This is a genomic window from Paradesertivirga mongoliensis, assembly GCF_024436395.1.
Taxonomy (GTDB): domain Bacteria; phylum Bacteroidota; class Bacteroidia; order Sphingobacteriales; family Sphingobacteriaceae; genus Paradesertivirga; species Paradesertivirga mongoliensis.
In genome coordinates, this window is the sequence record NZ_JAFMZO010000001.1 from 1,147,864 (window position 1) to 1,171,692 (window position 23,829).

At 41.8% G+C, this 23,829-nt stretch carries 23 protein-coding genes and 1 tRNA gene; 10 read left to right on the plus strand and 14 right to left on the minus strand.

Features of this window, described 5'->3' with window-relative positions; genetic code table 11:
• Nucleotide 1: 1 nt before the first annotated feature.
• The 7 genes from J3P43_RS04700 to J3P43_RS04730 all read right to left on the minus strand — a co-directional run bounded on the left by J3P43_RS04700 (nucleotide 2) and on the right by J3P43_RS04730 (nucleotide 7,425).
• The gene (locus J3P43_RS04700; protein ID WP_255899684.1) at nucleotides 2–670 is read right to left on the minus strand and encodes an ABC transporter ATP-binding protein; all 669 of its coding nucleotides are present in this window, start codon (nucleotides 668–670) and stop codon (nucleotides 2–4) included.
• A gap of 159 nt (nucleotides 671–829) precedes the next feature.
• Nucleotides 830–1,114 (minus strand): hypothetical protein, encoded by a 285-nt coding sequence (locus J3P43_RS04705; RefSeq protein WP_255899687.1) that lies wholly within the window; start codon nucleotides 1,112–1,114, stop codon nucleotides 830–832.
• 34 nt (nucleotides 1,115–1,148) lie between these two features.
• Nucleotides 1,149–2,606: a TolC family protein gene (locus J3P43_RS04710; RefSeq protein ID WP_255899690.1), complete on the minus strand. Its 1,458-nt coding sequence runs from the start codon at nucleotides 2,604–2,606 to the stop codon at nucleotides 1,149–1,151.
• Nucleotides 2,607–2,629: 23 nt separating this feature from the next.
• The gene (locus J3P43_RS04715) at nucleotides 2,630–3,874 is read right to left on the minus strand and encodes an efflux RND transporter periplasmic adaptor subunit (protein WP_255899693.1); all 1,245 of its coding nucleotides are present in this window, start codon (nucleotides 3,872–3,874) and stop codon (nucleotides 2,630–2,632) included.
• Between the two features lie 285 nt (nucleotides 3,875–4,159).
• Nucleotides 4,160–4,233, minus strand: a tRNA-Pro gene (locus tag J3P43_RS04720).
• Between the two features lie 104 nt (nucleotides 4,234–4,337).
• Nucleotides 4,338–5,345 (minus strand): patatin-like phospholipase family protein, encoded by a 1,008-nt coding sequence (locus J3P43_RS04725; protein ID WP_255899696.1) that lies wholly within the window; start codon nucleotides 5,343–5,345, stop codon nucleotides 4,338–4,340.
• A gap of 262 nt (nucleotides 5,346–5,607) precedes the next feature.
• On the minus strand, nucleotides 5,608–7,425 hold the full coding sequence (locus tag J3P43_RS04730; protein WP_255899699.1) for an AsmA family protein: 1,818 nt from the start codon (nucleotides 7,423–7,425) through the stop codon (nucleotides 5,608–5,610).
• A gap of 166 nt (nucleotides 7,426–7,591) precedes the next feature.
• Between J3P43_RS04730 and miaB the strand changes: the two genes are divergently transcribed.
• The 9 genes from miaB to J3P43_RS04775 all read left to right on the plus strand — a co-directional run bounded on the left by miaB (nucleotide 7,592) and on the right by J3P43_RS04775 (nucleotide 16,669).
• Nucleotides 7,592–9,004 carry a tRNA (N6-isopentenyl adenosine(37)-C2)-methylthiotransferase MiaB gene (gene miaB, locus J3P43_RS04735; protein WP_379125799.1) on the plus strand — a complete coding sequence of 471 codons (1,413 nt, stop codon included), beginning with the start codon at nucleotides 7,592–7,594 and terminating at the stop codon, nucleotides 9,002–9,004.
• Nucleotides 9,005–9,062: 58 nt separating this feature from the next.
• A complete protein-coding gene (locus J3P43_RS04740) occupies nucleotides 9,063–10,292 on the plus strand; it encodes a sigma-54 interaction domain-containing protein (RefSeq protein WP_255899701.1) in 1,230 nt (409 codons plus the stop codon).
• A gap of 3 nt (nucleotides 10,293–10,295) precedes the next feature.
• Nucleotides 10,296–10,811 carry an LPS assembly lipoprotein LptE gene (gene lptE, locus J3P43_RS04745; protein WP_255899705.1) on the plus strand — a complete coding sequence of 172 codons (516 nt, stop codon included), beginning with the start codon at nucleotides 10,296–10,298 and terminating at the stop codon, nucleotides 10,809–10,811.
• Between the two features lie 32 nt (nucleotides 10,812–10,843).
• On the plus strand, nucleotides 10,844–12,679 hold the full coding sequence (locus tag J3P43_RS04750) for a DUF8458 domain-containing protein (protein WP_255899709.1): 1,836 nt from the start codon (nucleotides 10,844–10,846) through the stop codon (nucleotides 12,677–12,679).
• Between the two features lie 8 nt (nucleotides 12,680–12,687).
• A complete protein-coding gene (gene secG, locus J3P43_RS04755) occupies nucleotides 12,688–13,017 on the plus strand; it encodes a preprotein translocase subunit SecG (RefSeq protein WP_255899712.1) in 330 nt (109 codons plus the stop codon).
• A 212-nt stretch (nucleotides 13,018–13,229) separates the two neighbouring features.
• On the plus strand, nucleotides 13,230–13,505 hold the full coding sequence (locus tag J3P43_RS04760) for a co-chaperone GroES (RefSeq protein ID WP_255899715.1): 276 nt from the start codon (nucleotides 13,230–13,232) through the stop codon (nucleotides 13,503–13,505).
• A 136-nt stretch (nucleotides 13,506–13,641) separates the two neighbouring features.
• On the plus strand, nucleotides 13,642–15,285 hold the full coding sequence (groL, locus tag J3P43_RS04765; RefSeq protein WP_255899718.1) for a chaperonin GroEL: 1,644 nt from the start codon (nucleotides 13,642–13,644) through the stop codon (nucleotides 15,283–15,285).
• Nucleotides 15,286–15,433: 148 nt separating this feature from the next.
• Nucleotides 15,434–15,823: a GxxExxY protein gene (locus J3P43_RS04770; RefSeq protein WP_255899721.1), complete on the plus strand. Its 390-nt coding sequence runs from the start codon at nucleotides 15,434–15,436 to the stop codon at nucleotides 15,821–15,823.
• 60 nt (nucleotides 15,824–15,883) lie between these two features.
• Nucleotides 15,884–16,669, plus strand: coding sequence for a mechanosensitive ion channel family protein (locus tag J3P43_RS04775; RefSeq protein ID WP_255899724.1), 786 nt, complete (start codon nucleotides 15,884–15,886; stop codon nucleotides 16,667–16,669).
• Here the strand turns inward: J3P43_RS04775 and J3P43_RS04780 are convergent, their stop codons facing one another.
• From J3P43_RS04780 to J3P43_RS04805, 6 genes are read right to left on the minus strand one after another with little or no spacing between them, the layout of a single operon-like run.
• A complete protein-coding gene (locus J3P43_RS04780) occupies nucleotides 16,670–18,016 on the minus strand; it encodes a DUF58 domain-containing protein (RefSeq protein WP_255899727.1) in 1,347 nt (448 codons plus the stop codon). It lies immediately after the preceding gene.
• A gap of 15 nt (nucleotides 18,017–18,031) precedes the next feature.
• Nucleotides 18,032–19,009 (minus strand): AAA family ATPase, encoded by a 978-nt coding sequence (locus J3P43_RS04785; protein ID WP_255899730.1) that lies wholly within the window; start codon nucleotides 19,007–19,009, stop codon nucleotides 18,032–18,034.
• Complete coding sequence (locus J3P43_RS04790) at nucleotides 19,010–20,191, minus strand: DUF4350 domain-containing protein (protein WP_255899733.1); 1,182 nt, start codon at nucleotides 20,189–20,191, stop codon at nucleotides 19,010–19,012.
• Nucleotides 20,191–20,856: a DUF4129 domain-containing protein gene (locus tag J3P43_RS04795; protein WP_255899736.1), complete on the minus strand. Its 666-nt coding sequence runs from the start codon at nucleotides 20,854–20,856 to the stop codon at nucleotides 20,191–20,193. The genes J3P43_RS04790 and J3P43_RS04795 overlap by 1 nt, the downstream gene beginning before the upstream one ends.
• A 50-nt stretch (nucleotides 20,857–20,906) precedes the next feature.
• Nucleotides 20,907–21,770 carry a hypothetical protein gene (locus tag J3P43_RS04800; RefSeq protein ID WP_255899739.1) on the minus strand — a complete coding sequence of 288 codons (864 nt, stop codon included), beginning with the start codon at nucleotides 21,768–21,770 and terminating at the stop codon, nucleotides 20,907–20,909.
• On the minus strand, nucleotides 21,754–22,722 hold the full coding sequence (locus J3P43_RS04805) for a stage II sporulation protein M (protein ID WP_255899741.1): 969 nt from the start codon (nucleotides 22,720–22,722) through the stop codon (nucleotides 21,754–21,756). The genes J3P43_RS04800 and J3P43_RS04805 overlap by 17 nt, the downstream gene beginning before the upstream one ends.
• Before the next feature lie 91 nt (nucleotides 22,723–22,813).
• Between J3P43_RS04805 and J3P43_RS04810 the strand changes: the two genes are divergently transcribed.
• On the plus strand, nucleotides 22,814–23,551 hold the full coding sequence (locus tag J3P43_RS04810) for an RDD family protein (RefSeq protein ID WP_255899744.1): 738 nt from the start codon (nucleotides 22,814–22,816) through the stop codon (nucleotides 23,549–23,551).
• Here the strand turns inward: J3P43_RS04810 and J3P43_RS04815 are convergent.
• The gene (locus J3P43_RS04815; RefSeq protein ID WP_255899747.1) at nucleotides 23,524–23,811 is read right to left on the minus strand and encodes a DUF2752 domain-containing protein; all 288 of its coding nucleotides are present in this window, start codon (nucleotides 23,809–23,811) and stop codon (nucleotides 23,524–23,526) included. The two genes, J3P43_RS04810 and J3P43_RS04815, sit on opposite strands and share 28 nt — an antisense overlap.
• Between the last annotated feature and the right edge of the window lie 18 nt (nucleotides 23,812–23,829).

A 23,829-nucleotide genomic window follows, 5' to 3' on the forward strand; every position in this document is an offset into this window, starting at 1 on the left:
GTTAGTTTACTTGCTGGCCATCAAAGAAGCGGATGATCCGCTGAGTTTTGTTAGCCATGTGCTCATCGTGGGTTACCATTACAATGGTAGTTCCGTCAGTTTTATTTAGGTTGAGAAGGATATTGATCACTTCTTCTCCCATCACGCTGTCCAGATTTCCTGTTGGTTCATCAGCTAGAATAATCTCCGGATCTCCGATAATGGCACGAGCTATTGCAACGCGCTGACGCTGCCCGCCGGATAGCTGGTTTGGGTAGTGCTTCATGCGGGCGCTTAGACCAACTTTTTCCAACGCTTCCATTGCACGTTTGCGTCTTTCAGATCCTGATACTCCGTCTCTGTAAAGCAGCGGAAGTTCTACATTATCGAGCACTGATAGATCGTTGATCAAATGATAGCTCTGGAAAATAAATCCAAGCTTTTTATTTCTGAAGTTTGCGAGCTTTTTATCTCCAAATGAAGTAACGGCTTGTCCGTCAAGGCTGATCGTGCCTGCAGTTGGTGAATCCAATAAGCCCATTATATTTAAAAGTGTACTTTTTCCACATCCCGAAGGTCCCATGATGGCTACAAACTCACCTTTGTTAATTCCTAAATTCACTTTGTTAAGCGCAATGGTTTCGATGGTTTTTGTGCGGTATACTTTTTCTATGTTTGATAATTGTATCATATTCTTAATGCTTAGGGTGCTACTATTTTACGATTTTATAATCAGTTATCAGAAAGTGCAGTTCAGCTCCTGGGGGTCGAAAAGTTACTTTTAACTTTCCGTTTACGCCCTCTAAGGTGATTGATGCGTCATCTTTTGGCCCATCTGGTCCTTTGCTGCTCAGTACTTTGTATTCCGTTTTGCCGGTACTAAGAAGTGTGTCCCATTACATTCAGTAATTGATTGAATGGTGCCTTCGATGCTCATCTCTCTTCCATTTACTGAGCTTTTAATTATAATGTTCTCTTTGTCGAAAGTGATGGTTCCTTCTGCTTTTATTGGAGTTGCCGAACCGCCTCTGATCTCGCTGAGACCATTAAAATTTGTTGTGATGTTTTTGTCGCATTGTGCGAACGAGAAAGCTGCGAAGAAAGCGAATACAGCCGTTAAAATTTGACTTTTCATTTTTTTGAGTTTGGGGTTAAAATTTATGGTCTGTTTAGTTTGTTATTCTTTTGTTGTTTGCAAAGTCGTAGAGTGTAAGTACGCGGAGGCCGAAGTAGGCATTCCAAAAGCTTTTAAGCGATTGGATATAATCTCTGCGGGCTTGGTCTTTTTCCTGTAAAGCGATGTTTAGGTCGGTGATACTCAGGTCGGCTAACAGATATCTTTTTCTTGCAATTTCGAAGCGCTCTGCAGCTGTTTTATCTGCTTCGGCATTGGTTCCCATTTGTTCTTTGATCATTTTTAACTGCCTTACCTGGGTGTAGATTTCCTGATCGAAATCAATTTGAGCTTGTTTTACTGAAGCTTCTACCAGTTTCTTATTAGCCTGTGCCGTTTTAATTCTGGAAGCTGATCTGCCCCAGTCCATGATGGGGATTTGAAATCCTAGCTTAATCACCTGCTGATCTTTTGCGCTTCTGTAAATGCCTGGCATATCAGCAGCTGCATTGGTTAATCCAAAAGTTCCGAACAGATTAGCCTTTAAGCCGTTCTCTCCCTTTGCTTTGGCGATGTCTTTATCAGCTTCTAATAATGAGCGTTGAAATTCTACCGTTTGCTGGCGATTGTTTCTTGCCTCACGTAGGGCAACTTCCTCAGCCACATCAAAAGCGACCAGTTTTTCAGGAAGGATAAGTTTTATAGGATTAGCAGAAGACAATCCAATGAAAGATTTAAGCTCAAGAATCGCGGTTTCGGCATTCACATTGGCCTGACCTACAGCTTTTTTTGCATTTAAAACGCCTAGCTTCAAGCGAAGTAACTCGTCTTTAGATAGTCTTCCAAGTGTCACTTTAGTCTCGCCAATTTTAAAAAGCGTTTCATGGTTAACCAGATTCCTGGCAGCGATATCAGAGTTGATTTGAGCGATAAGTAGGTTAAAGAAGTATTCCGATGCATCACGTGCAATTATTTCAACATCCTGAACATATTTTCTTTGCGAAGCATCAAAACGTAAAGGCTCTATCTTTTTATCCCATGCAAATGGATTGAAAGCAAACAGTGGCTGATTGAATCCTACGATCAGAGGATTTCCATTGAAGCGGGTCTCTCTGCGATCGAAGTCTCTGAACCGAAGCATGTTCGAGCCAACAAAGATCTGCCCGCCGGTTAAACCAATGTTTTGAGTGATGCCTAAGTTTAATTGCGAATTATCGTTCATCACAGATTTAAACTCTACCGCACCGTTTGGCTGCATTACCGGAATGTTTGTTTTGCTAAACTGTGGCAACACACCATCAAGGCTTAATTGCGGATTGTAGTTTGACTTGAAAGTTTTGTACTCCCAATATTGAGTTTCGCGGATAGTAGCAGCCTGTACTGCTGCAGTAGAGTTCGCTTTAGCAATCTCGATAACCTGCTGTAAATTCAGTTTTACTGTATCAGCAGTGCTCTGGCTTTTGCTAAGAACGGGCATAGCTATCCCGGCAAGTAGTATAATGGACTTGAGCATGGCGTTTTCTGGATGTAGGGTGATTATTTTACTTCGATTGATTTAAGGTGCATGTATTCCTGCATATCTGAAGTGATTACGCGATCGCCGGCTTTGATACCCGACAGAACTTCAACATAATCTGAGTTTCTTTCTCCGAATTTCAGGTTTCTGATCTCAGCGTTTTTGCCATTCATCACAAAGATCTTTTGTTCTTCTGAGCCGTTAAATGCAGTGCCATTTTTTACTCTGATTGTGTTGCCTGTGTAAGAGGTAACAACAAACACATCAGCCTTTAAATTCGGGCGAAGCAGTTCGGAGTTTTTATCGTTTAGGGTAATGGAGAATTTCACTGTTCCATTTTGGACTGCAGGTTGTACATTGATGATTTTCCCGCGAAGGTCGGCGTTATTGATGCGGACAATCGCGGTTCTTCCAGCCTTAACTTCATCAGCATAAGTTTCAGAGATAGTCGCTTCAACTTTAAAGCTGCTTAGGTCTGCAATTCTTACTAACTCCGCACCTTCCGCAATCTCCGCACCAACTTTATCATTGATCCAGGTGATCACTCCACCGCGTGGAGATGAAATTGAAGCTTTTCTTAACTTATCGCTTATCTGATTGATGTCTTTTTCACGAATGTTGATTTCATAGCCCAGGCTTTTTAAGTCTGCCTTCATCATAGCCTGCTGGTTATTAATCTGATTTTTGATCTGTTTTAATTCGAGCTGAGCAACACTAAGGTTGAGGTGAGCTTGTTTTACATTTTCTTCTGTGCTTCCGCCGATGTTTAATAAAGACTGCTCGTGTGCAAGTGCGGTTTCGAGACTGCGAATTCTGATCTGTTTGATTGAGTATTGAGTTTTTAAATCGTCCAGATCTTTTTCCAGGGCCAGCGCCAACTGATTGATTTTATTCCGGTTTACCCGCTGCTCCTCATTTAATTTTTCGTAAATAACCAGAGATGATTCTTTAGTCAGTTGCAGGATAGATTCACCTGTGCTTACCGACTCACCTGCATTACGGAACACTGTTTCAATTTTTGAATTGATAGGAGCGGTGATCGATACTTCATATTCTGGGATGATCAATCCTGATGCAGGAACGGTTGCTTCAATTGCTCCAGACTCGGCAACCGAAATAGTTATTCCACTGTTTTTAACAGTTGGAGAAACGAGGTTTTTGAATTTTACAAATCCGAAAGTGATTACTGCGATAATTACTAGTGCAACGAGATAGATTTTTCTTCTCTGTTTGATTTGTTGGTGCTTTGATATTTGGTAGTCCATGATTGGTATTTTGGAACTATATATTCAAGGCAAATGCCAAATATAAATTATTGACTATCAGGTAGTTTTTATTTTTTGGTCTAGGTGACCTGTTCAAAAATGGACAGTATGTTTTAAGGTGGACAGGAAGTCTAGCCGTGCAGTAAATGTAGTTACCTGCGAGGCATATATCGAGGTGCAGAGAAGATACATCAGAAGGTATACAACGTTATTTTTTAAAAGCGAAAAAGCTCAAAATATTTGGCTAAGAACCTTCACTTTGAGCTTGTTTTTATACTTTTTTAGTCGGGATGGCCGGATTTGAACCGACGACCTCCAGCACCCCATGCTGGCGCGATACCGGGCTACGCTACATCCCGAATGATGTTTGGTATTGCGTTGCAAATATACTATTTCAAGCTAATTTCAGAATATTTTAAGGAATTACCGAAATCGTCGTAATTTTTCGCCGATGCTGGAAATCCTAGTTCATCTCCTCAATAAATTGGCGGGCGCTTTTTCTCCCGCTGTTTAGAAGGCTTTCTTTTTGCGTAGCTGAAAGCTTTTTTACACGTGGCCCTATATTGGCCGATGATACGGAGATTGTTCTCTTCCAGTCGGCATCAGTAAGCGCATTACGATTGAGATTTTCAAGAACCATTACATAAAACGCTTCCATATACACGCTGAACCCCGTGATTCGGATTGGTGCCAGTTCTTTGGTTTTGGTATCGTATTCGATCTGTGTATCTGAATCTATTCTTATACCAATCGTTTCGGGATTAGGAACCCTGCCAGCCGCATCGGTATGGTCAAACATTTGGATTGGAAAGTTGCCAATTATTCCTCCGTCAACAACAACGTCAAGATCAGTTCTCTTCCCCGGCTTTTTTATTACCGCACCGCTACTGTCAATAAATACTGCCTGAAAATAGAGCGGGATAGACATAGAGACTCTTACTGCGTCTTTCACTTTCATATTCGGGTACGTCTCGTGCGAAAAAATCAGAAGTTTTTGCTTGTTTAGACAGGTAGCCGTGATATAAAGATCTTTATAGCCCTGCGTATGAAGTTCGGAAAAGGTAATTTCTGCGTTCCCGGTTTTTCTGGCAATAAGTCTACCGAGCCAGTCGCTAAATTCATCTCCCCGGTACCAGCCGTAATGTTTTTTCATCCGGTGAATGCCTCCGAAAAAAATGAAACGGCCATCATTAAACTTATTAAAATCGGTAGTGTAAATAAGGTTATTTATTTCGGCCGCAGAATATCCCAGCGCAAGCGGCAACGCAATGATAGCACCCGCAGAAGTGCCGCCTACTTTCTCAATGTCGTCGAGAAGCGATGCTTTTTCAAATTCTTCCAATATCCCTGCATAAGCAATACCTCTGATGCCAGCGCCTTCAAATACGAGATTTTTATAAGGGTAAACCTGGGCGTAAGAAAATGTAGAAACGAGGCCTAATAAAATTGCTAAAGTTCTAAATGGTTTCAATGTTTTTTCCTTTTATATAGAATAAAGCAGAATAAATATAACGTTTAATAGATTAATACCGGTATAATGGATTCCCATAAAGAATCCCCCTTCCGTGTGTGCCAGCATATACACGACCGTACTTTTTAGGATCGCCGGTAACTTGAAGGATTTGTCCGCATCGATCTAATGTTGCGTAACACCTTTAATAGAGCATTCGCACCATTAGGCGATTCTATGGTTTTCCGGAACCATTTTTACCAAAAAATCAGGGTTAATTTAGTCATCGTTCCAGGCTGTTACTTTTTCGCCGCTTTCTCCGCTCTTCGCGTTGAAGCTTTCGAACTTCTCTGTTTTTTTCAGGCTGTGCTTGTTTGATTTTTTCAAACTGATCTTTGAGGGCCTTCTCCCTTTCAGCGGTCATTCCGATATTTTCTTTGATGCCGCTGAAAAGGGTTTTCCAGATCATACTGTAAAATGATACTGAATCGGGACGGGTGTAGCGAATGGTACCGGTTCGCAGCGGTTCGCCTTTAGATGGATTGTCTTCTTTAAGCAAAAGGTTATTCGCTACCAGGGATAAAATGGTGCTTCGCTGAAGCCTTTTATTGCGGTTAAGTTTCAGGATTCCGATGTTTAAGTCGCGATAAAAAATGGTCATGGATCCCAGGGCATTCCGGTAGTCCCCTTTTACCGAGAATATTGCGGAGTCTGCCGCTCCGGAACTTATATCAAGCAAGGCTAATGGTCGGGTGATCTGGTTGAAGTACTTCGCCTGCATTTTATGGAGTTTGCCTGCATAGTTATATTCCTGCACCGGCGAATTGAGGTTAAAGTTTATGTTAAAATCAATACGGCCTTTGCCGTAAAAGTAGGCACTGAACTTCCCCCTTGCCCAGCGGTTCTTTCGCAGGGCTGCAGAGTCGTTCGTGATGTTCAGGATGTGTCCGTTTAAAGCTGTAAACGAAATTCTTCCGGTTTTAGCCGTGAACGGATCGTATTCTGAGTAAGTGAGTCGTGACTGGCCGATTCTGACCGTATCAATTACAGAAACCAGTCGCAGGCTTTTGACCAAAAGCTGGGGGAAATTTTCTCCCAGGTCGCCTTTTGGTTTAGGCTGTTGCTTATTCATAAAAACATCTAGTTTGGCACCATCAAGCTTAAATGAAGAGGCGAGCAACTGCCGTTTATCTGTTAAGCTTTTATAGTCTATTCCATTCAGTCTCGCCTCGTCTACAGCAATCCGATACCTTGCTTTTTTAAAAGGCCATTTTAAAGAAAATTCTATTTCAGGATACTTGGGGATAACCTGAAGGCCGCTAACTGAGGCGTATTTATCGAAGGTCGACATCTCCAGCTTGTCGAACTTTACGGTATACATGCCATCATTGCTGGTAAACTGGTTGTTCAGAATTTCAACCTGCACATCCTTTGTGTGATACAGCCGCGATTTGTCGAGATGACTTAACGAATCAATTAAAATATCCTTAATCGTGATAGACAGGTTTTGGACACTATTGATCTCAATTTTTTGTAGTCGCCTGTCGATATATTTGAAATCAATATCCCGGAAGGCCACCCTCTCTACTTTAATGGCATGTAAATATTTAGATAAGCGCTGCCAGGTGGTACGTGTATCCACTTTGGATGAATCTTTGCCGAAAGTTTTCTCATAATAAACCCGTATACTGGGATTCTCAACAAGGATGGCGTTAATAACCAGATCACGCTTCAAATACACTTTTAAGGGATGGACACGTTTTAGTCGAAGCACTTTTACCTTAATTTCATACAAATGGCTGGGGCTTATCTTATCTCTTTTAAAACGCTCATATACCGCAGGGTCGGCTTTAAAACTGATGTTTTTTAAGGTGACATTTCCACTGAACGGATTGATAGATAATTTGGAGAAGGAGATGCTGTATAATCCGTTGGTGGAAGTTTTAATGGTTTCTTTAAGGCGGGCAGCAACCAGTGGCTCGATCTGATAATAAATATAAACAGAGACGCAGAGCATGATAGATATCAGTATGGCAGACAGTATTGATATCCATTTTATCTTCTTTGCTAATTGTTTTTTCGCTTCCGGACTTGTTTGCATCCCTTCGGGTCATCTGCTGTTCCTAAACATACATTTTTTACATGAAAAACAGAACTGCCATCCTGTCATTATTAAAATTGTAGTACTTTTGCAGTCCAAAATAATGATAATGCTTACAGGTGAAAAAGATATTGCCCCTATGTTTGAGATGAAGGAACCTGCCCGAATGCTGGCAGGCGGGCATGATGAAGCAAGACAGGGCGAGGCGCTATTGCTGGAAACTGCTCCGTTAAAACATAACGGTCGCAAGCTTTATATCGAAAGTTACGGTTGTGCGATGAATTTTTCAGATAGTGAAATTGTCGCATCTATCATGACGGATATGGGGTTTCAAACCACTGCAAATTATAAAGAAGCCGATGTTGTTTTCATAAATACTTGTTCAATCAGAGAAAATGCTGAGCAAAAGGTTCGTAACAGGCTGCGCGAGTTTGGCGCGGTAAAAAAACAGAATCGCGGCCTTATAGTAGGGGTGCTTGGATGCATGGCCGAGCGTTTAAAAGCAAGATTTTTGGAAGAAGAAAAATTGGTTGACGTAGTTGTTGGTCCCGATTCTTACCGCGATCTCCCAAATCTTATCGGAACAGTAGACGATGGAAATAAAGCTGTAAATGTATTGCTTTCGCGGGAAGAGACTTACGCCGATATCAGCCCCGTTCGATTAAATTCAAATGGAATAACTGCCTTCGTATCTATTATGCGAGGCTGTGATAATATGTGCTCATTTTGTGTGGTGCCTTTCACCCGCGGAAGAGAAAGAAGCCGTGATCCGCATTCAATTGTACAGGAGGCGCGCGATTTGTTTAATGAGGGGTATCGCGAAGTAACTTTGCTTGGACAGAACGTGGATTCATATAAGTGGTCTGATGAAGCAGGTACAGAACGAGTAAATTTTGCAGGATTATTGGAGCTTGTTGCTTTAATCAGTCCAGAGCTTCGTGTTCGTTTTTCAACGTCACATCCTAAAGACATTACTGATGAGGTGCTGTTCACTATCGCGAAGCATGAAAATATTTGCAACTACATTCATCTTCCTGTTCAATCCGGAAACTCAAGAGTTCTTGATCTGATGAACAGAACTTACGATCGCGAATGGTATATGGAGCGGGTGAGTGCCATCAGAAGAATCATTCCTGAATGCGCGATTTCAACCGACGTGATCACCGGCTTTTGTACAGAAACCGAAGAAGAACATCAGGAAACTTTAAGTATGATGGACTACGTAGGCTATGATTTCGCTTATATGTTTATGTATTCAGAACGTCCCGGGACTCTGGCCGCAAAGCGATATAAAGACGATATTCCAGAGGATGTGAAATTACGACGCCTGCAGGAAGTAGTTGCAAAGCAGCAGCAACATTCTCACGAACGATTAAAACTACAGCTAGGCAAAGTTCAAAAGGTGCTGATAGAGGGCTTTTCAAAAAAATCAAAGCAACATTATGCCGGCAGGAACGACCATAACGCTATGGTCGTGTTTCCGGTAAACGAAAAATACAAGCCGGGCGAGTACGCGTATGTTCTTGCTGAGGAGTGTACTACGGCTACTTTGCTCGGTACTATCGTAGATCCCTCTTAGTTAGGGACGGTGCAATTGCATCTGCAAATTTGCACATCAATTCATTTGTACATTTAAAATGGATATACAAGACATTAAAAATCGTTTCGGAATAATAGGAAATTCACCCCTTTTAAACCGGGCTATTGATATTGCGCGTCAGGTGGCGCCAACTGATATTTCGGTGTTAATTACAGGTGAGAGTGGGAGCGGTAAAGAAGTTTTCTCCCACATCATTCATCAGCTTAGTGCCCGTAAACATGGTCCTTTTATAGCAGTAAACTGCGGGGCCATACCCGAAGGTACTATTGACTCAGAACTGTTTGGTCATGAAAAAGGCTCTTTCACCGGCGCTCACGAAGCACGTAAAGGATATTTCGAAGTAGTAAACGGAGGAACAATCTTTCTTGATGAGGTTGCCGAACTGCCCCTGGGCACACAGGCCCGTCTTCTCAGGGTTCTCGAATCGGGCGAATATCTGCGCGTAGGTTCTTCTAAAGTTCAGAAGACTGACGTGAGGGTAATTGCTGCGACCAATGTGAATGTATTTGATGCGGTTCAGAATGGAAAGTTCAGGGAGGATCTGTATTATCGCTTAAATACCGTTCCTTTAAAAATACCTGCTTTGCGAGAACGAAAAGAGGATATTCACTTAATATTCAGGAAGTTTATCGCAGATTTTACCAATAAATATCGCAGCCCTTCGGTTCAGCTTGACCCGGATGCACAGCAAATGCTTATTAATTATAGCTGGCCGGGTAACGTAAGGCAGTTAAAGAATGTTGCAGAGCAGATTGCAGTTCTTGAAAAGGACAGAAATCTCACCGTTCAAAGTTTAAAGCAGTATATTCCGCAAGAAAGTGGTAATTTGCCAATGCGGGTAAGTCAGGATAAAAAAGAGGATATCTCTGAGCGCGACATATTATATAAAGTGCTGTTCGATATGAAGCGCGATATGGTAGAATTAAAAAAGCTGGTTGCAGAGATTATTCAGAATGGAGGAAACGCCGCAGCTATTGCCGAAAATCCTCAACTTATCCATCAGTTGTATAGTGATATCGATCTGGCTGGTCCGGCTACAAATCCGCCGATTGTAACCATTCATCGCCCGGAGCATGACAGTAAAAATTTCGACTACAGTCATCATACCGAAGAAGTAGAGGAATCGTTATCATTGATAGAAAAGGAGTCTGATCTTATAAAAAAAGCCTTGAAAAAGCATAAAGGAAAGCGCAAGCTTGCAGCCCAGGAACTGGGAATATCCGAAAGGACTCTGTATCGAAAAATCAAAGAGTTAGATCTTAATTAATGCATGAAATATATTAAAAAAAGACTTTTCGTACTGTTTATTCCAATGGTATTGGTATGCCAGTCGTGCTGGTTGTACAAGTTTGGTACGGCAAATATTCCCCCAAATATGAAGACCGTATCTGTGGGTTTCTTTGAAAATGTTGCGCCAATTGTAGTGCCGACTCTCAGTCAGGCTTTTACAGAAGAGTTGAAGACTCGAATCAGAACGCAGAGTGAATTAAATATTTTAAGAGAGAATGCCGATGGGCACTTTGAGGGGAGTATCACAGATTTTAGCTATACCAACGTGGCAGTTACCGCGAACGAAAAGGCTAACCTGGTTCGGCTTACCATCACCGTTAAAGTAAAGTATACTAGTACCCTGGATGATGAGCAAAGCTTCGAACAAACCTTTAGTCAGTTCGAACAATTTTCGCTCGACAATGGTTCTATTCAATCACAAGAGCGCACAATTATACCAATCGTAACCAAAAGACTTACCGAAGATATTTTCAATAAAGCTTTTGCAAATTGGTAATGCGTTTATTAGTTTCATCTTTTTATTAGGAAGTGGCAGATTTAAGTTTTGTAAATACCCGCGAGTTCTCAAGGTTGATATCTAAGCCTTCCACTTTAACGGTCTTTGATATGAGCATGTTAGAGGATCTGGTAGAACTATATCCTTTTTCATACCCGCTTCATATCTCCTATGCATTTGCATTAAGAAAATTTAAACCAGAAAAATTCGACGACTACCTTTCCAAGGCTGCCATTCATACACCCGACAGGGCGGTACTTTATAAAGTAATAAATAATATTGATGAGTTCGAGAGCCGGTCAACCAGTGGCGTCTCGAGCTCGTTACCAAGTCTCATTCCAGACGAATCAATTTCTGAAGATACCACAGATACCACCAGTCAACCAGTTGATGCGGAAGAAAAAGGCACAGTACCAGATGAAGCCGTAGAGCCAGTTTCCGAAACGGAGCCTAAAGAGCATGATACAGAAGAGCTCAATCCGGTGGTGGAAGAGTTTGCCGGGATTGAAACTCCAGAAGCAACTTACCGGGAAGAGGAAACAGGAGAGGATGCCAATTTAGAGCCTTCGGCAATTGAATCAGAATCTGTAACCGATCTCGTGTTGGAGGAGAAAAAGGAAGACGAAACCGAAGCGGTTGAAATTCCTGAGCAGGCTTCGGAAGAAGAAACCACAGATCAGGACGAAGCGTCTGAGTCAGAAATCCATACCGATGCCGAAACTTTGGAATCAACCGAGACAGAAGCAGAAGAAGATACAACAAGAGAATCGGAGCCTGATGAAGTGATTTTGGAAGAATCTGGTTTAACCGAACCTGTGTACGCTGAGGAGATTTTGGTTCAAAGTTTGCAAGAACCAGAATCTGCACCTGAGATTGAAACAATAGAGACTGCCGAAAGCGAGTTTTACTTTGACCTCGAGACCGATGCTGAGGTGGAAAGCAAAGAAGAGGAAGATCAGATGTCAGATCCGAATCTAACAGCAGAATCCAGCGAGACAGGTGCTGTCGGGACTGAGGAAGGTGATGAAAGGTCAGGTTCTTTCAGCCCTGCTTTACAATATTTTGATAATACGATCGAAACGGTTATTCCGCACTTCGAACACCCGGAATTTGAGGGAATACAAAAAGAAGACCCACAACAGACAGAAGCGAATTTCTCGCCGGCAAATCAAGCCGGGGGTGAAACAGCGGAACCTGCCGCAGCACAAAATGAAATTATCGGAAACATTGCTTCCACAGACTATTTTGTGTTTGATAAATCGGTAATTGATCCTTTACAAAAAGATGATGATGTAGAGCAGGAAACATATTCCGAAACGGGATCAGCGGCTGTACCTCTGGGAAAAGAAACCATTACCCGCTACGACGACGATAAACTTCCCTTTTCCTTTCTATGGTGGCTTGATAAAACCCGTAAAGAACATGCGGACATTTATCAGCCCTATGCTCCTTCAAAATCCATTATCACGCCTCAGGCGGTTAAAAAGCGTGGTGCCGGGCAGCTAGACCAGCAGATCATGGAGAATATCTTTCACATTCAGCCAGAGATCAACGTTTTCGAAAACCAGCCAGGTCAGCCGGTACATTTCGGTATTAAACGGCGCGAGGATCAGATCATAGAAAAGTTTATCACAGAAGACCCACAGATTCGTCCGCCTAAAGCTGAACGTCTGGATACAGAAAATAAGGCTAGAAAAAGTTCGGAGGATAACCTCGACCTTGTTTCTGAAACTCTGGCCAGGATATATACTGATCAGATGCTTTATCATAAGGCAATTGATATCTACCAAAAATTAAGTTTTAAATTCCCGGAAAAAAGCGCTTACTTTGCAACCCAAATTCGTGAAGTAGAAAAGAAATTCAATTAAAATATAAGATGTATATCACACTGGTTATTCTTGCAATTATTGTTTGTGTACTGTTGGCTCTGATTATTCTGATTCAGAATCCGAAAGGCGGTGGCCTGTCTTCTGGTTTTTCCGGTTCAAACAACGTAATGGGCGTTCAACGTACAGGCGATTTCCTTGAAAAAGGAACCTGGGTGTTAGTTATTTCCTTAATGGTTATAGTGTTGGTATTGAACATGGTGCCTCCGGGTGGTTCTGCCAATTCAACTGAGTCGATTCAGAATGAGGTTTCAAAACCTGCCGGATCTTCGCCAATGACACAACCTCTTCCAGGGATAGGCGATACAACGAAGAAGTAATTTGCTTAACTTTTATATGAAGGCTTCCTGATAAGGAGGCCTTTTTTTATGGCTGACATTTCACTGACAGCATGACATTGAGTAGGTTAAATGCATATTAAGCTTTCGTTTAAAAATGCAATTTTGACAAGTTAAATATCATTTTTTCATATTTCGGGGCTTTGGCACAGAAAGTGAGCAAAAGGGAACAGAAACAAAATAATATCAAAACTATGGCATTAAATATTAAACCAATTGCAGACCGAGTAGTGGTGGAAGCTGCTCCTGCAGAAGAAAAAACAGCATCTGGCATCTATATCCCCGATACGGCTAAAGAAAAGCCTCAAAGAGGAACTGTAGTAGCTGTGGGTGATGGCAAAAAAGACGAGCCTTTAACTGTGAAAGTTGGTGACGAGGTTTTATATGGCAAATATGCCGGTACTGAAATTACCCATGATGGTAAAGAGTACCTTATCATGCGTGAATCTGATATTTACGCGGTACTTTAAAAAGAGATGTGAGATTTGAGAGATCGGAACAGATCAGTCATTAAATCTCCATTACGATACAAATTGAAGCAATAACACGAGAATTAGGAGGCATAAGTCTCACATTTAATATCTCAAATCTAAAATCTAAAAGACAATGTCAAAATTAGTAAAATACAATGTTGATGCACGCGACTCACTGAAAAGAGGAGTTGATATCTTAGCAAACGCGGTTAAGGTTACTTTAGGTCCTAAAGGCCGTAACGTAATTATCGATAAGAAGTTCGGTTCTCCATCTATCACAAAAGATGGTGTTACTGTAGCTAAAGAGATCGAACTAAAAGATCCTATCGAAAACATGGGAGCACAAATGTTGAAAGAAGTTGCTTCTAAAACTGCTGATATCGCGGGTGACGGAACAACTACTGCAACGGTTCTGGCTCAGGCTATCGTTACAGCAGGTATAAAAAACGTTGCTGCGGGTGCAAATCCAATGGATTTGAAACGTGGTATTGATAAAGCTGTTTCTGCTGTTGTTGCGAACCTTAAAACTCAATCTCAAACTGTTGGCGAAGACAACAACAAAATCAAACAAGTTGCTTCTATCTCTGCAAACAACGACGAAGTTATCGGTTCGTTAATTGCTGAAGCAATGGGTAAAGTTGGTAAAGACGGTGTGATCACTGTTGAAGAAGCTAAAGGAACTGAAACTGAAGTGAAAACTGTAGAAGGTATGCAGTTTGACCGTGGTTACCTTTCTCCATACTTCGTAACCAACGCAGATAAAATGGAAGCAGAATTAGAGAATCCTTACATTTTGATCTACGACAAAAAGATCAGCAGCATGAAAGAATTGCTTCCTGTTCTTGAAAAACAAGTTCAAACTGGCAAGCCTTTGGTTATCATTGCGGAAGACTTAGACGGAGAAGCATTGGCTACATTGGTAGTTAACAAGATCCGTGGCTCACTGAAAGTGGCTGCAGTTAAAGCTCCAGGTTTCGGCGATCGTCGTAAAGCAATGTTAGAAGATATCGCTATCCTGACTGGCGGTACTGTTATCTCTGAAGAAAGAGGTTACAAATTAGAAAATGCCGACCTTTCTTACTTAGGACAAGCTGAAAAAATCATCATCGACAAAGATAACACTACAGTTATCAATGGCGCTGGTAATCCAGAAGATATTAAAGCTCGTGTTAACCAGATAAAATCTCAGGTAGAATCTACTACTTCTGATTACGATCGTGAGAAATTACAAGAGCGTTTAGCTAAACTTTCTGGTGGTGTTGCAGTACTTTACGTAGGTGCAGCTACAGAAGTTGAGATGAAAGAGAAGAAAGACCGTGTTGACGATGCTTTACACGCAACCCGCGCTGCGGTTGAAGAAGGTATCGTAGCTGGTGGTGGTGTTGCTTTCATCCGTGCAGTTGAGTCGTTAAAAGACCTTAAAGGTGTTAACGAAGACGAAAATACTGGTATTCAGATCATTCGTCGTGCTATCGAAGAGCCACTTCGCCAGATTTGCGAAAACGCAGGTATTGAAGGTTCTATCGTAGTTCAAAAAGTTAAAGAAGGAACTGCTGACTACGGTTACAATGCACGTACTGATGTTTACGAAAATTTAATCGGTGCCGGTGTTATCGACCCAACTAAAGTTTCTCGTGTAGCTTTAGAGAATGCGGCGTCTATCGCAGCTATGTTATTAACTACTGAGTGTGTACTTGCTGACGAGGCTGAAGAGTCTGCTGCAGGCGGTCACGGTGGTATGCCTCCAATGGGCGGCGGCATGGGTGGAATGATGTAACAAAATTTCACGCAGAATATTCTCAATAGCCTCGAAGCCTAGCTTCGGGGCTATTGTTTTTGGCAGGATTTTCAGGATGATAGAATTTTCAGAATGTTGGCGATATGCTTAACTTTCGCAAAAAAACACGATCATCCGTTCTGCTTCAGTGGAAAAAGACAAATTAACATATGCTGTAATTGGGTGTGCCATGAAGGTACATAACACACTTGGCAACGGCTTCCAGGAAGTAATATATCAACGCTGTCTGGCGATAGAATTGAATAGAGCTGGCTTGGATTTTCAAAGAGAATTAGAGCAAACTATTTACTATGATGGCATTGAAGTGGGAACGAGGAGAGCTGATTTTATTGTGGAAAACACAATCGTCGTTGAATTGAAAGCTTTGTTTGAACTTGAAAATGTCCATTTTGTTCAAACCAAAAACTATCTTATAGCATATGGATTTAAAAAGGGATTGCTGATAAACTTTGGAGGAACCAGCCTTCAATATAAATTGGTTTTTAATACAAACAATATCTATAAGTGTTCCAGCTAAGCGATCACATCAATTCTATCATTCTAAAATCCTGTAAATTCTGAATTAAGACAATTACGCATGAACTGGGATAAATTCTACGACAAAGCCTACGATTTCATTCTTCTAAACGGCCCGAAGCTTATATCGGCGATCATTATACTCTTTATTGGCTTATGGCTAATAAGGCTCATCAAGAAGTGGCTGATCGCAGGCATGCAAAAGAGAGATCTGGACCCTTCGCTGCAGCCTTTTTTGCAAAGTATGATCATTATCTCGTTGCAGGTAATGCTGATCATCGGAATCATGCAAATCGCAGGTTTTACGCTTACCATTTTCACCACGGTGATCGGTGCATTTGGCGTTGCAGCGGGTCTAGCATTGTCGGGTACGCTTCAGAACTTTGCAAGCGGAGTCTTGATCCTTGCCTTGAAACCCTTCAGAGTCGGTGATAATATTATAGCGCAAGGGCAGGAAGGAACGGTGAATTCTATCCAGATATTTTATACCGTAGTAACCACATCCGACAATAAAACGGTGATTATTCCGAACAGCAAATTATCCAATGAAATTATCATCAATACCAGCAGGGAAGGTAAACGCCGCCTCGATATAGAACTCAAACTAAATTACAAAACTGATTTTAACGAGGTAAAGCCGATAATTGAGGAAGTAATTAAATCTTCAAAAAGTATTCTGAAAAGCCCGGAATCAAAGATTGGAATATCTGCTCTCGAGCCTGACGGATACAAAATAACCGTCTACATCTGGGTTAATCCACATGGCTTTACAGACTCGAAACTTAAGTTTCAGGAGAAGCTGATAGACGATTTGAAAGTTGCTGGTGTGTTGTTGCCCGGGATGTAATCAGATCGTTTGCCTTACTTTGATTTCGAGGTAACGGTTAATAGTATTTATGGTAAGGTTTTGAGGGGATGTCAAAATGGACTGGATACCGTGCCGGGCAAGTTCGAGCACAATCTGCTTTTTTTCGTAGGCAAACTTATCTGCGATGGTTTTGATATAAATTCCCTCGACATCGCTCGCTGGCTCTTCACTCAGCTTTTTCAGTTCCGTATTCTCAAAAAATACGATAAGCAGTAAATGGAAACGCGCAATCTTTTTCAGATATGGTAATTGCCTTTCCAGCGATGACATGCTTTCAAAGTTGGTAAAAAATACTACCAGGCTACGCTGTTTTATAGTATGCCGCACCGTAAGGTATAAGGCTTCCATATTAAGTTCGAGGTAGCGCGTTTTCTCTTTGTAAAGAACATCCAGAATTTTATTTAGTTGGGCAGGCTTACGGTCGGCGGGAAGTACCGCCCCGATCTTTTCTGATACGGTGATAATGCCTGCCTTATCATCCTTAAGCATTGCGATATTAGAAAGGGCAAGCGTGGCGTTGATCGAATAGTCCAACAGGCTTAGGCCTTCAAAAGGCATTTTCATCGACCTTGATTTATCGATAATACAATAAACATTCTGCGACTTCTCATCCGTAAACGAGTTTACCATTAAATCTCCCCGGCGTGCACTGGCTTTCCAGTTAATGGTTCTATAATCATCTCCCGATACATAGTTTTTGACGCGCTCAAATTCCATACTATGGCCTAATCGGCGTATTTTTTTTATCCCTGCCTCAAGAAGGCGGTTGGAAATAGCCAATAATTCAAACTTCCGCATTTGGAGAAAGGATGGATAAACTTTCAGGGTTTTGCTTTCCTCAAATGTAAAGCGCCTGCTGATTAAACCCAGCGGTGATCTGGTGTAAATGTGAATATCGCCAAAATCATATTCTCCCCGTTTTAAGGGTTTTAGTGTGTATTCAATTATTTTTTGCTGTCTGGGAGCCAACCTGCTTTTAAACCAGATGTCTCTTTTTTGAAATTGGAAGGGAATTTCATCAATCACGCCAATTTTAATTGGAAACGGATAGAAGTTTTCCAGGTGGATTATAATCTTATTATCATCGCCATTGCTTAGTCGCTCAGCAGTGTTTCTCCTTGCAAATATTCCCGATTCGATCCTGTAAAGCAGGACGATATCAGTGACAATCAGTAAAATAATCGCTAAGAATACTACAAGGGGGATATCTCCCAGCCATGGGAAGAAAAAAGATAGAACAAACAAAATCACGACAAAAGTCAAACTGGCAAACAGCAGGTTTGTCAGAAACAGCTCTTTATAGAATTTGGAATAGAAGTTATTCAATGTTTGGGAATTAGACTATCTCGGAACTTCTATTTTGTGAATGATCTGGGCCAAAACATCGTCGGGTGATACTCCCTCCATTTCTTTGTCGGGGGTCAACATAATACGGTGGCGTAAAACAGGGTTTACCGAGCGTATTATATCATCCGGAGTTACGAAGTCTCTTCCATTCATAGCTGCCAAAGCTTTGGCGCTGGTTACCACGGCAAGTGTTGCGCGCGGCGATGCTCCCAGATAGAGAGATTTGCTACTCCGCGTATCGTGAATAATCTGTGCAGTAAACTGAAGTAATTCTGGTTTTACATAGAGCTGTCTTACCTGGCGTCTTAACTCAATAATTTGCTGAATGCTTAACACAGGCTTAATTTCCTGCAGCTTCTCATCTGTTTTTTGCTGATGTTGCTGAACTAGGATCTGAGTTTCTTCTTCCAGGCTCGGATAGCTCACTTCAATCTTAAACAAAAACCTGTCTAACTGTGCCTCGGGTAGTCTATAGGTTCCTTCCTGTTCGATGGGGTTTTGGGTGGCCAATACCATAAAGGGTTCATCCATTTTGTAAGTTCGGCCATCCATCGTGATTTGCCGCTCTTCCATCACTTCAAACAGGGCTGATTGGGTTTTTGCCGGAGCCCGGTTTATTTCATCAATCAAAACAATATTCCCGAAAACGGGACCCTTTTTAAACTCAAAAGAGGCGTCTTTCGGGTTAAACACCGAAGTTCCTAACACATCGGAAGGCATCAGATCCGGAGTGAACTGAATTCGTGAAAAGTTAGCGTCGATACATTTGGCGATTAGTTTTGCTGTGAGTGTTTTCGCTACTCCCGGAACCCCTTCTATCAGGATATGGCCGTCGGCTAAAATTCCTGCAATGAGAAAGTCAATCATCTCACTCTGGCCTATAATTACTTTGCTCAGCGAGGTTCTGATAGTATTTACTGCCTCGCTTAGCTGACTCAGGTCGGTTCTGTTCTCAAAAATGTTTTCTTCCATTTATTGCTTTGATTGATATTGAAACTCTTCGATAGTATTGTTTAATGTAATAAGTTGCTGGTCGCTGATTTTACTTTGTGCCTGCAATTCAAGGATATATTTTAAAAGACGATGAATCATATCCTGATCCACGCCGGATTTTGCCGAAAGTAAAATTGCGAAATCCTTATTCAGTGTATTCGTTTTAAGTCCATATTTCGACCGGATTTCTTCAAGGAAGTAAGTGACCTTTTTCTGGGCAATGTTTGAATTGTTGCGCTGCTGATAATAAACCTGGCCCACAACTTTCACAAACTCGACGGATGAATTTTTCAATGGCTCAATAACCGGGATGATTCTCTGCCGGCGCTTAATTTCGTATAATACAAATGCCATTAAACTAAAGAGGGCTATATAATATGCCCAGCTAAGAGCCGGATAGGAGAAAAAGACCCTTAAGGGTGACTGCCCCTCATCAATAGCTCCCAAAGCAGAATATTCGTCCCAAATAATTTGTGGTTTTTGCGGCAGATGAGAGAGTGCTTTAGCTACATATTCTGCACCGTCGGGCTGTAACATGTTATAATTGGTGAAAAACATGGGGCTGGCTATTATATATAAAGCTCCGCGCCCGTATTGGTATTTTATAAAATTGGCATGTTTGTTCCCATTTACGCCTAACACCACGGCTTTTGAAGTGTCGTAGCGACTGAAATATTGTTCGCCAATACCTTTATCGAATGTGTGTTTTTTGGCGGGGTTAAGTGATGTATTCGTAAAGCTCACTGGTATTCGGCCGCTTGCCAGCTTACGTTCGCTATTTACCTTAAGATTCAAACTGTCGGTTAAGTAGGAACTCAGATTGAAGGATGCGATGAAAACGTTGCTGCCTGCGTTCATGTATTTCCGCATTTCCTTAAAATCATATTCGTCCAGCTTAACATCCGGCGCAATCAGAATGTAGTTGCCCTGGGCCTTTTCGTCTTCCAGTATCACATAAGGCGCATCCCGCAGAGGCCGGACTTCAGCCTCAGGAAAAATATCGTGTAGGCGGTTGTAAAGAATGTAGGTTCCGAACGGGATTTTATCTTTTTTATCAAAGGTAGGTTTCCAGTTTATCGGTTGGGGGCGGTTATATTGAGCAATAATATAAAACGTCAGCAGGCTAAAAGCAATTACCAGATAAATCTTCAGGTCTCTCATCACAAAGTGGCGTTAAAATCCTGAAACGAACGATTGATCTTTTCATAAAGCGGGGCGTCAATCCGGAAGCTTCCATACCAAATATATTCAAACCGGTGGGTTAGCCTTCTAAACTCTTCCTTATGGATTGGGTTCTGCAATTCCTGGATATAATGGCTGTTCGTTTTATCCAGTTCCCATTTTATTCTTCCGCGACTGTTGAGTGTTTTGAGCGTTCTTAAATACAAAAGACGGACGGCCAGCCGGAGGTCGTTATTTTTCAACGCCCGGTCGAGTTCTTCCTCAAAAGAGATCTGGTGAATATTTTCAAGACTCTCGGCATATGGCACTTCAATTTCTGTGGATTTTCCCGTGAATAAATGCGCAAGATCCATCCCCGATAGTTTGATGATCAAAAATATCAAAGCCGCTATTCCAAGTCCGATCATCAAGTATTGCAGGAACGTGCCGGTTCCCGAATTGGTAACCGTTTCTTTGAAAAGGCTCCAGAACCAATCCCAGAATTGGTCCCACCAACTGGGTGAAATGTCCGGCTGAACTTCTCCGTAGTTAAATTCTTTATTAAGACGGTACTCTTTGATAGCATTGGAGTCGAAGTTTCTTAAGGTAACGCTGCCCTCTATCGCCGAAGCGGACTTCCTCTGCGAGAAAACCGGAAATGGCATTGTCAAAGCCAGTAAATAAAGGATAGAGGTGCTCAGATTGCGCATAAAGACTAATATTGCTCTTCAGGCAAGTCACTGTCGGGTTTATTCTGGCCGATCATATCGACTCTGTCCATCAAACCTGTTCCTTCTTTCAATTCTACCAGATTAAAATAGCAGAGTGCCACAGCAACATAAGGCAAAAAGTAAAAGATCTGGACCGCCGTTTCTAATACAGTATTCAGTATCACGATAGGTCCAGAAACGTCGGTTTTGGTGATGAACACAGATCCTGCAGTTAATAATGCAACGGGCAAAACCACGACCATTGTGGCAGCTACCATTACCAGCATAACAATAAACATGGCGCCAAAGGTCGTCCACCAATGGTCTTTAACCAGTTTAAACCCACGATCGAATGCGTAGCTGAATGATCCATTTTCGAACACAATAATTGCCATAATGATGGATGTAGGCGGCCATAAATAAATTCCTGGAATCACGCAGAGCATTAAACCCACAACAAGTAAAATAGCGAGCAGAACACCCGAACCCAGTACCCGGAAAAAGAAGTATTTTACGCTTTCCCAAACTTCTTCAACCGCGGGCGCCTCATTGCCCTTCTGTACGTATAAATTGATAAAGCTGAAAACGGTTGCCGAAATAGATGTGTAAAAGAGCAGCATAAAAACCATACTGACAGCATACTCCCACCCCAGAACCGTTTTTGGGCTTTCCGCTTCACCGCTGGCAACGCCTTCTTGCACCCGCAGGGCATAAAACGTTGCGGCTACAATACTGGCTACCAAAAAGAATCCGCAAATAATAAAAATGGATTTTAAAAGCGGTTTAAGATTCTGTTTTGAAAATACGAATGTATCGTTAACAAGCTGGCCGAAATCACGGACCTGGCGAAATTCAATGTTCTCTCTCATTAAGGTTTGGGTTAGTTTTTTGATATATAAGGTTAGGATAAATTACAACATACCAGATAATAAAGATGAAGGATGCCGCAAGAATAGAAATACTTAGCCATACAGGCATCTCGGTATGGCGGGTGATGTAACCTTCAAGAAAGGCCGCGCAAAGAAAAATCGGAACCAGGCCGATAATAATTTTGGTGCCTTCTTTTGCGCCGCGTTTCAAAGACTCGACACGCGTAAAGGTTTTTGGAAAAAGAATACTGTTTCCAAGCACCAGTCCGGCGGCCCCTGCTATTACAATGGCCGAGATCTCGAGAGTTCCGTGGATCCAAATAACCAAGATCGACTGCCAGCCCAAACCATGACTGAAGAAATAATATTGGAATGCACCCAACATGATACCGTTCCTTAGCAAGGCGTATAGCGTGCCAACAGACAACAAGCAGCCCAGTACAAACATTGTGAATGACACATAAATATTGTTCATAGCGATGTAGATGAACATGGTAAGCGAATCGTGCTTTTTATAAACGCCAAAAGGATCGCCTTTTTCAATGTTATCGTTGGTCATGTTCACATAGCCGTCGCCCAGAATCAGCCTTACGAAAGTATCGTCGTATTTCGCAGAAAGTGCCCCTATAGCGGAAAAAGTTAGAAAAAATAGGAGGGAGTAAAGTAAGGGTTTCTGATGATTCTTAAAAAGCAGGGGTAATTCGGATTTCCAGAAGAGAAAGAAGCGATTGCTTTTTTCTTTCTTATTGCGATAAATAGACTGGTGGTATCTGGAGGCCAGGCCGTTTAAATAAGCTGTGGTTTTTGATTTGGGATAGAATGTTTTGGCAAAAGCTAAGTCATCAGTTATGCTGATAAACTGTGATGCCATCTCGTCGGGATTCTGAGTATGTAATTTTTCATACTTCTCCCATTTACTCGAATTTTGTTTAACAAACAGGGCTTCCCTCATCGTAATTCCAGGCAGGAATAATTTCAGTTAAAATAGTTACAATATTTAAATACGCAACAAAAAAATTAAATTAGGGGATTATATTTGATATATGCACACTATCCGGATCACAACCCCTCAAAATATTGACATTGACTATGAATATGCTGGATTAGGAGAGCGGATCTTGGCAAGGTTAATTGATCTTGGAGTCTTCTTTGTGCTGTTCCTCGCTGCAGCTGCGTCAGAAGGAGTCTTTCATCAATTCGATAATCTTTTCAAAGGATTTCCAATTGCGATGGCATTTTGGCTTTTGCTGCTTGCTTTCTATGATTTAATATGTGAAGCTTTTTTTAACGGACAGAGTGTTGGAAAACGAATAATGAAGATAAAAGTCATCAGCCTCGACGGTTCTCAGCCCTCTTTCGGGCAGTATCTGATGAGATGGCTTTTTAGGATCGTTGATTTTGGAATTACCTTTCAATTAGGAGCGTTGGTTTCTGTTGTCCTTACCGAAAAAAATCAGCGAATTGGCGATCTCGTAGCCGGCACTACTCTCATCCGGACCCATCCAAGAACAAACTTCAATCAGGTAGCTTTCGCTCCTGTAGATGAAAATTATCAGCCCGTTTTTCAGGAAGCCAGTCAGCTGCGTAACTCGGAGATTGTGCTTATTCACGAGGTAATTGAGAATGTAAGAAGAAGCGATAATTTCCCCTTGTTGTATCAAACGGCAGCACGACTTAAGCAGCACTTAAATATTGTAGCTCCGTATGGCATGGACGATCTGGCTTTTCTCGAAACCCTGGTTAAAGATTATAATTACGCCGCTGTAAGAGAAGAAGTTTGATCGATCAATTTGATCGTATAAGAAAGAATAATAACCCCGGCCGACGCGTATAAAAGCACTTTTCTCAGCATTTGTAATTCCTTAACGGGATAGAAAATCTCGAAAGCACTGACCAAGGACAAAATCAAAATGAGTACCGCTGCTGGGTACAGCTGCAGACTGATAACATAGTCTCCTCGAAACAATGCCATCACAGAGCGCTGGAAACCGCAACCCGGGCAGTCGAGTCCTGTGATATGTTTAAAGAAGCAGGGCAGCATGCTTGTGTCTTATTTCCG

Bases quoted from the DNA above. Each gene is read 5' to 3' on its own strand.
- J3P43_RS04700 (WP_255899684.1), bottom strand. From the start codon at position 670: ATGATACAATTATCAAACATAGAAAAAGTATACCGCACAAAAACCATC.
- J3P43_RS04705 (WP_255899687.1), bottom strand. From the start codon at position 1,114: ATGAAAAGTCAAATTTTAACGGCTGTATTCGCTTTCTTCGCAGCTTTC.
- J3P43_RS04710 (WP_255899690.1), bottom strand. From the start codon at position 2,606: ATGCTCAAGTCCATTATACTACTTGCCGGGATAGCTATGCCCGTTCTT.
- J3P43_RS04715 (WP_255899693.1), bottom strand. From the start codon at position 3,874: ATGGACTACCAAATATCAAAGCACCAACAAATCAAACAGAGAAGAAAA.
- J3P43_RS04730 (WP_255899699.1), bottom strand. From the start codon at position 7,425: ATGCAAACAAGTCCGGAAGCGAAAAAACAATTAGCAAAGAAGATAAAA.
- miaB (WP_379125799.1), top strand. From the start codon at position 7,592: ATGCTGGCAGGCGGGCATGATGAAGCAAGACAGGGCGAGGCGCTATTG.
- J3P43_RS04740 (WP_255899701.1), top strand. From the start codon at position 9,063: ATGGATATACAAGACATTAAAAATCGTTTCGGAATAATAGGAAATTCA.
- lptE (WP_255899705.1), top strand. From the start codon at position 10,296: ATGAAATATATTAAAAAAAGACTTTTCGTACTGTTTATTCCAATGGTA.
- secG (WP_255899712.1), top strand. From the start codon at position 12,688: ATGTATATCACACTGGTTATTCTTGCAATTATTGTTTGTGTACTGTTG.
- J3P43_RS04760 (WP_255899715.1), top strand. From the start codon at position 13,230: ATGGCATTAAATATTAAACCAATTGCAGACCGAGTAGTGGTGGAAGCT.
- groL (WP_255899718.1), top strand. From the start codon at position 13,642: ATGTCAAAATTAGTAAAATACAATGTTGATGCACGCGACTCACTGAAA.
- J3P43_RS04775 (WP_255899724.1), top strand. From the start codon at position 15,884: ATGAACTGGGATAAATTCTACGACAAAGCCTACGATTTCATTCTTCTA.
- J3P43_RS04785 (WP_255899730.1), bottom strand. From the start codon at position 19,009: ATGGAAGAAAACATTTTTGAGAACAGAACCGACCTGAGTCAGCTAAGC.
- J3P43_RS04790 (WP_255899733.1), bottom strand. From the start codon at position 20,191: ATGAGAGACCTGAAGATTTATCTGGTAATTGCTTTTAGCCTGCTGACG.
- J3P43_RS04795 (WP_255899736.1), bottom strand. From the start codon at position 20,856: ATGCCATTTCCGGTTTTCTCGCAGAGGAAGTCCGCTTCGGCGATAGAG.
- J3P43_RS04800 (WP_255899739.1), bottom strand. From the start codon at position 21,770: ATGAGAGAGAACATTGAATTTCGCCAGGTCCGTGATTTCGGCCAGCTT.
- J3P43_RS04805 (WP_255899741.1), bottom strand. From the start codon at position 22,722: ATGAGGGAAGCCCTGTTTGTTAAACAAAATTCGAGTAAATGGGAGAAG.
- J3P43_RS04810 (WP_255899744.1), top strand. From the start codon at position 22,814: ATGCACACTATCCGGATCACAACCCCTCAAAATATTGACATTGACTAT.
- J3P43_RS04815 (WP_255899747.1), bottom strand. From the start codon at position 23,811: ATGCTGCCCTGCTTCTTTAAACATATCACAGGACTCGACTGCCCGGGT.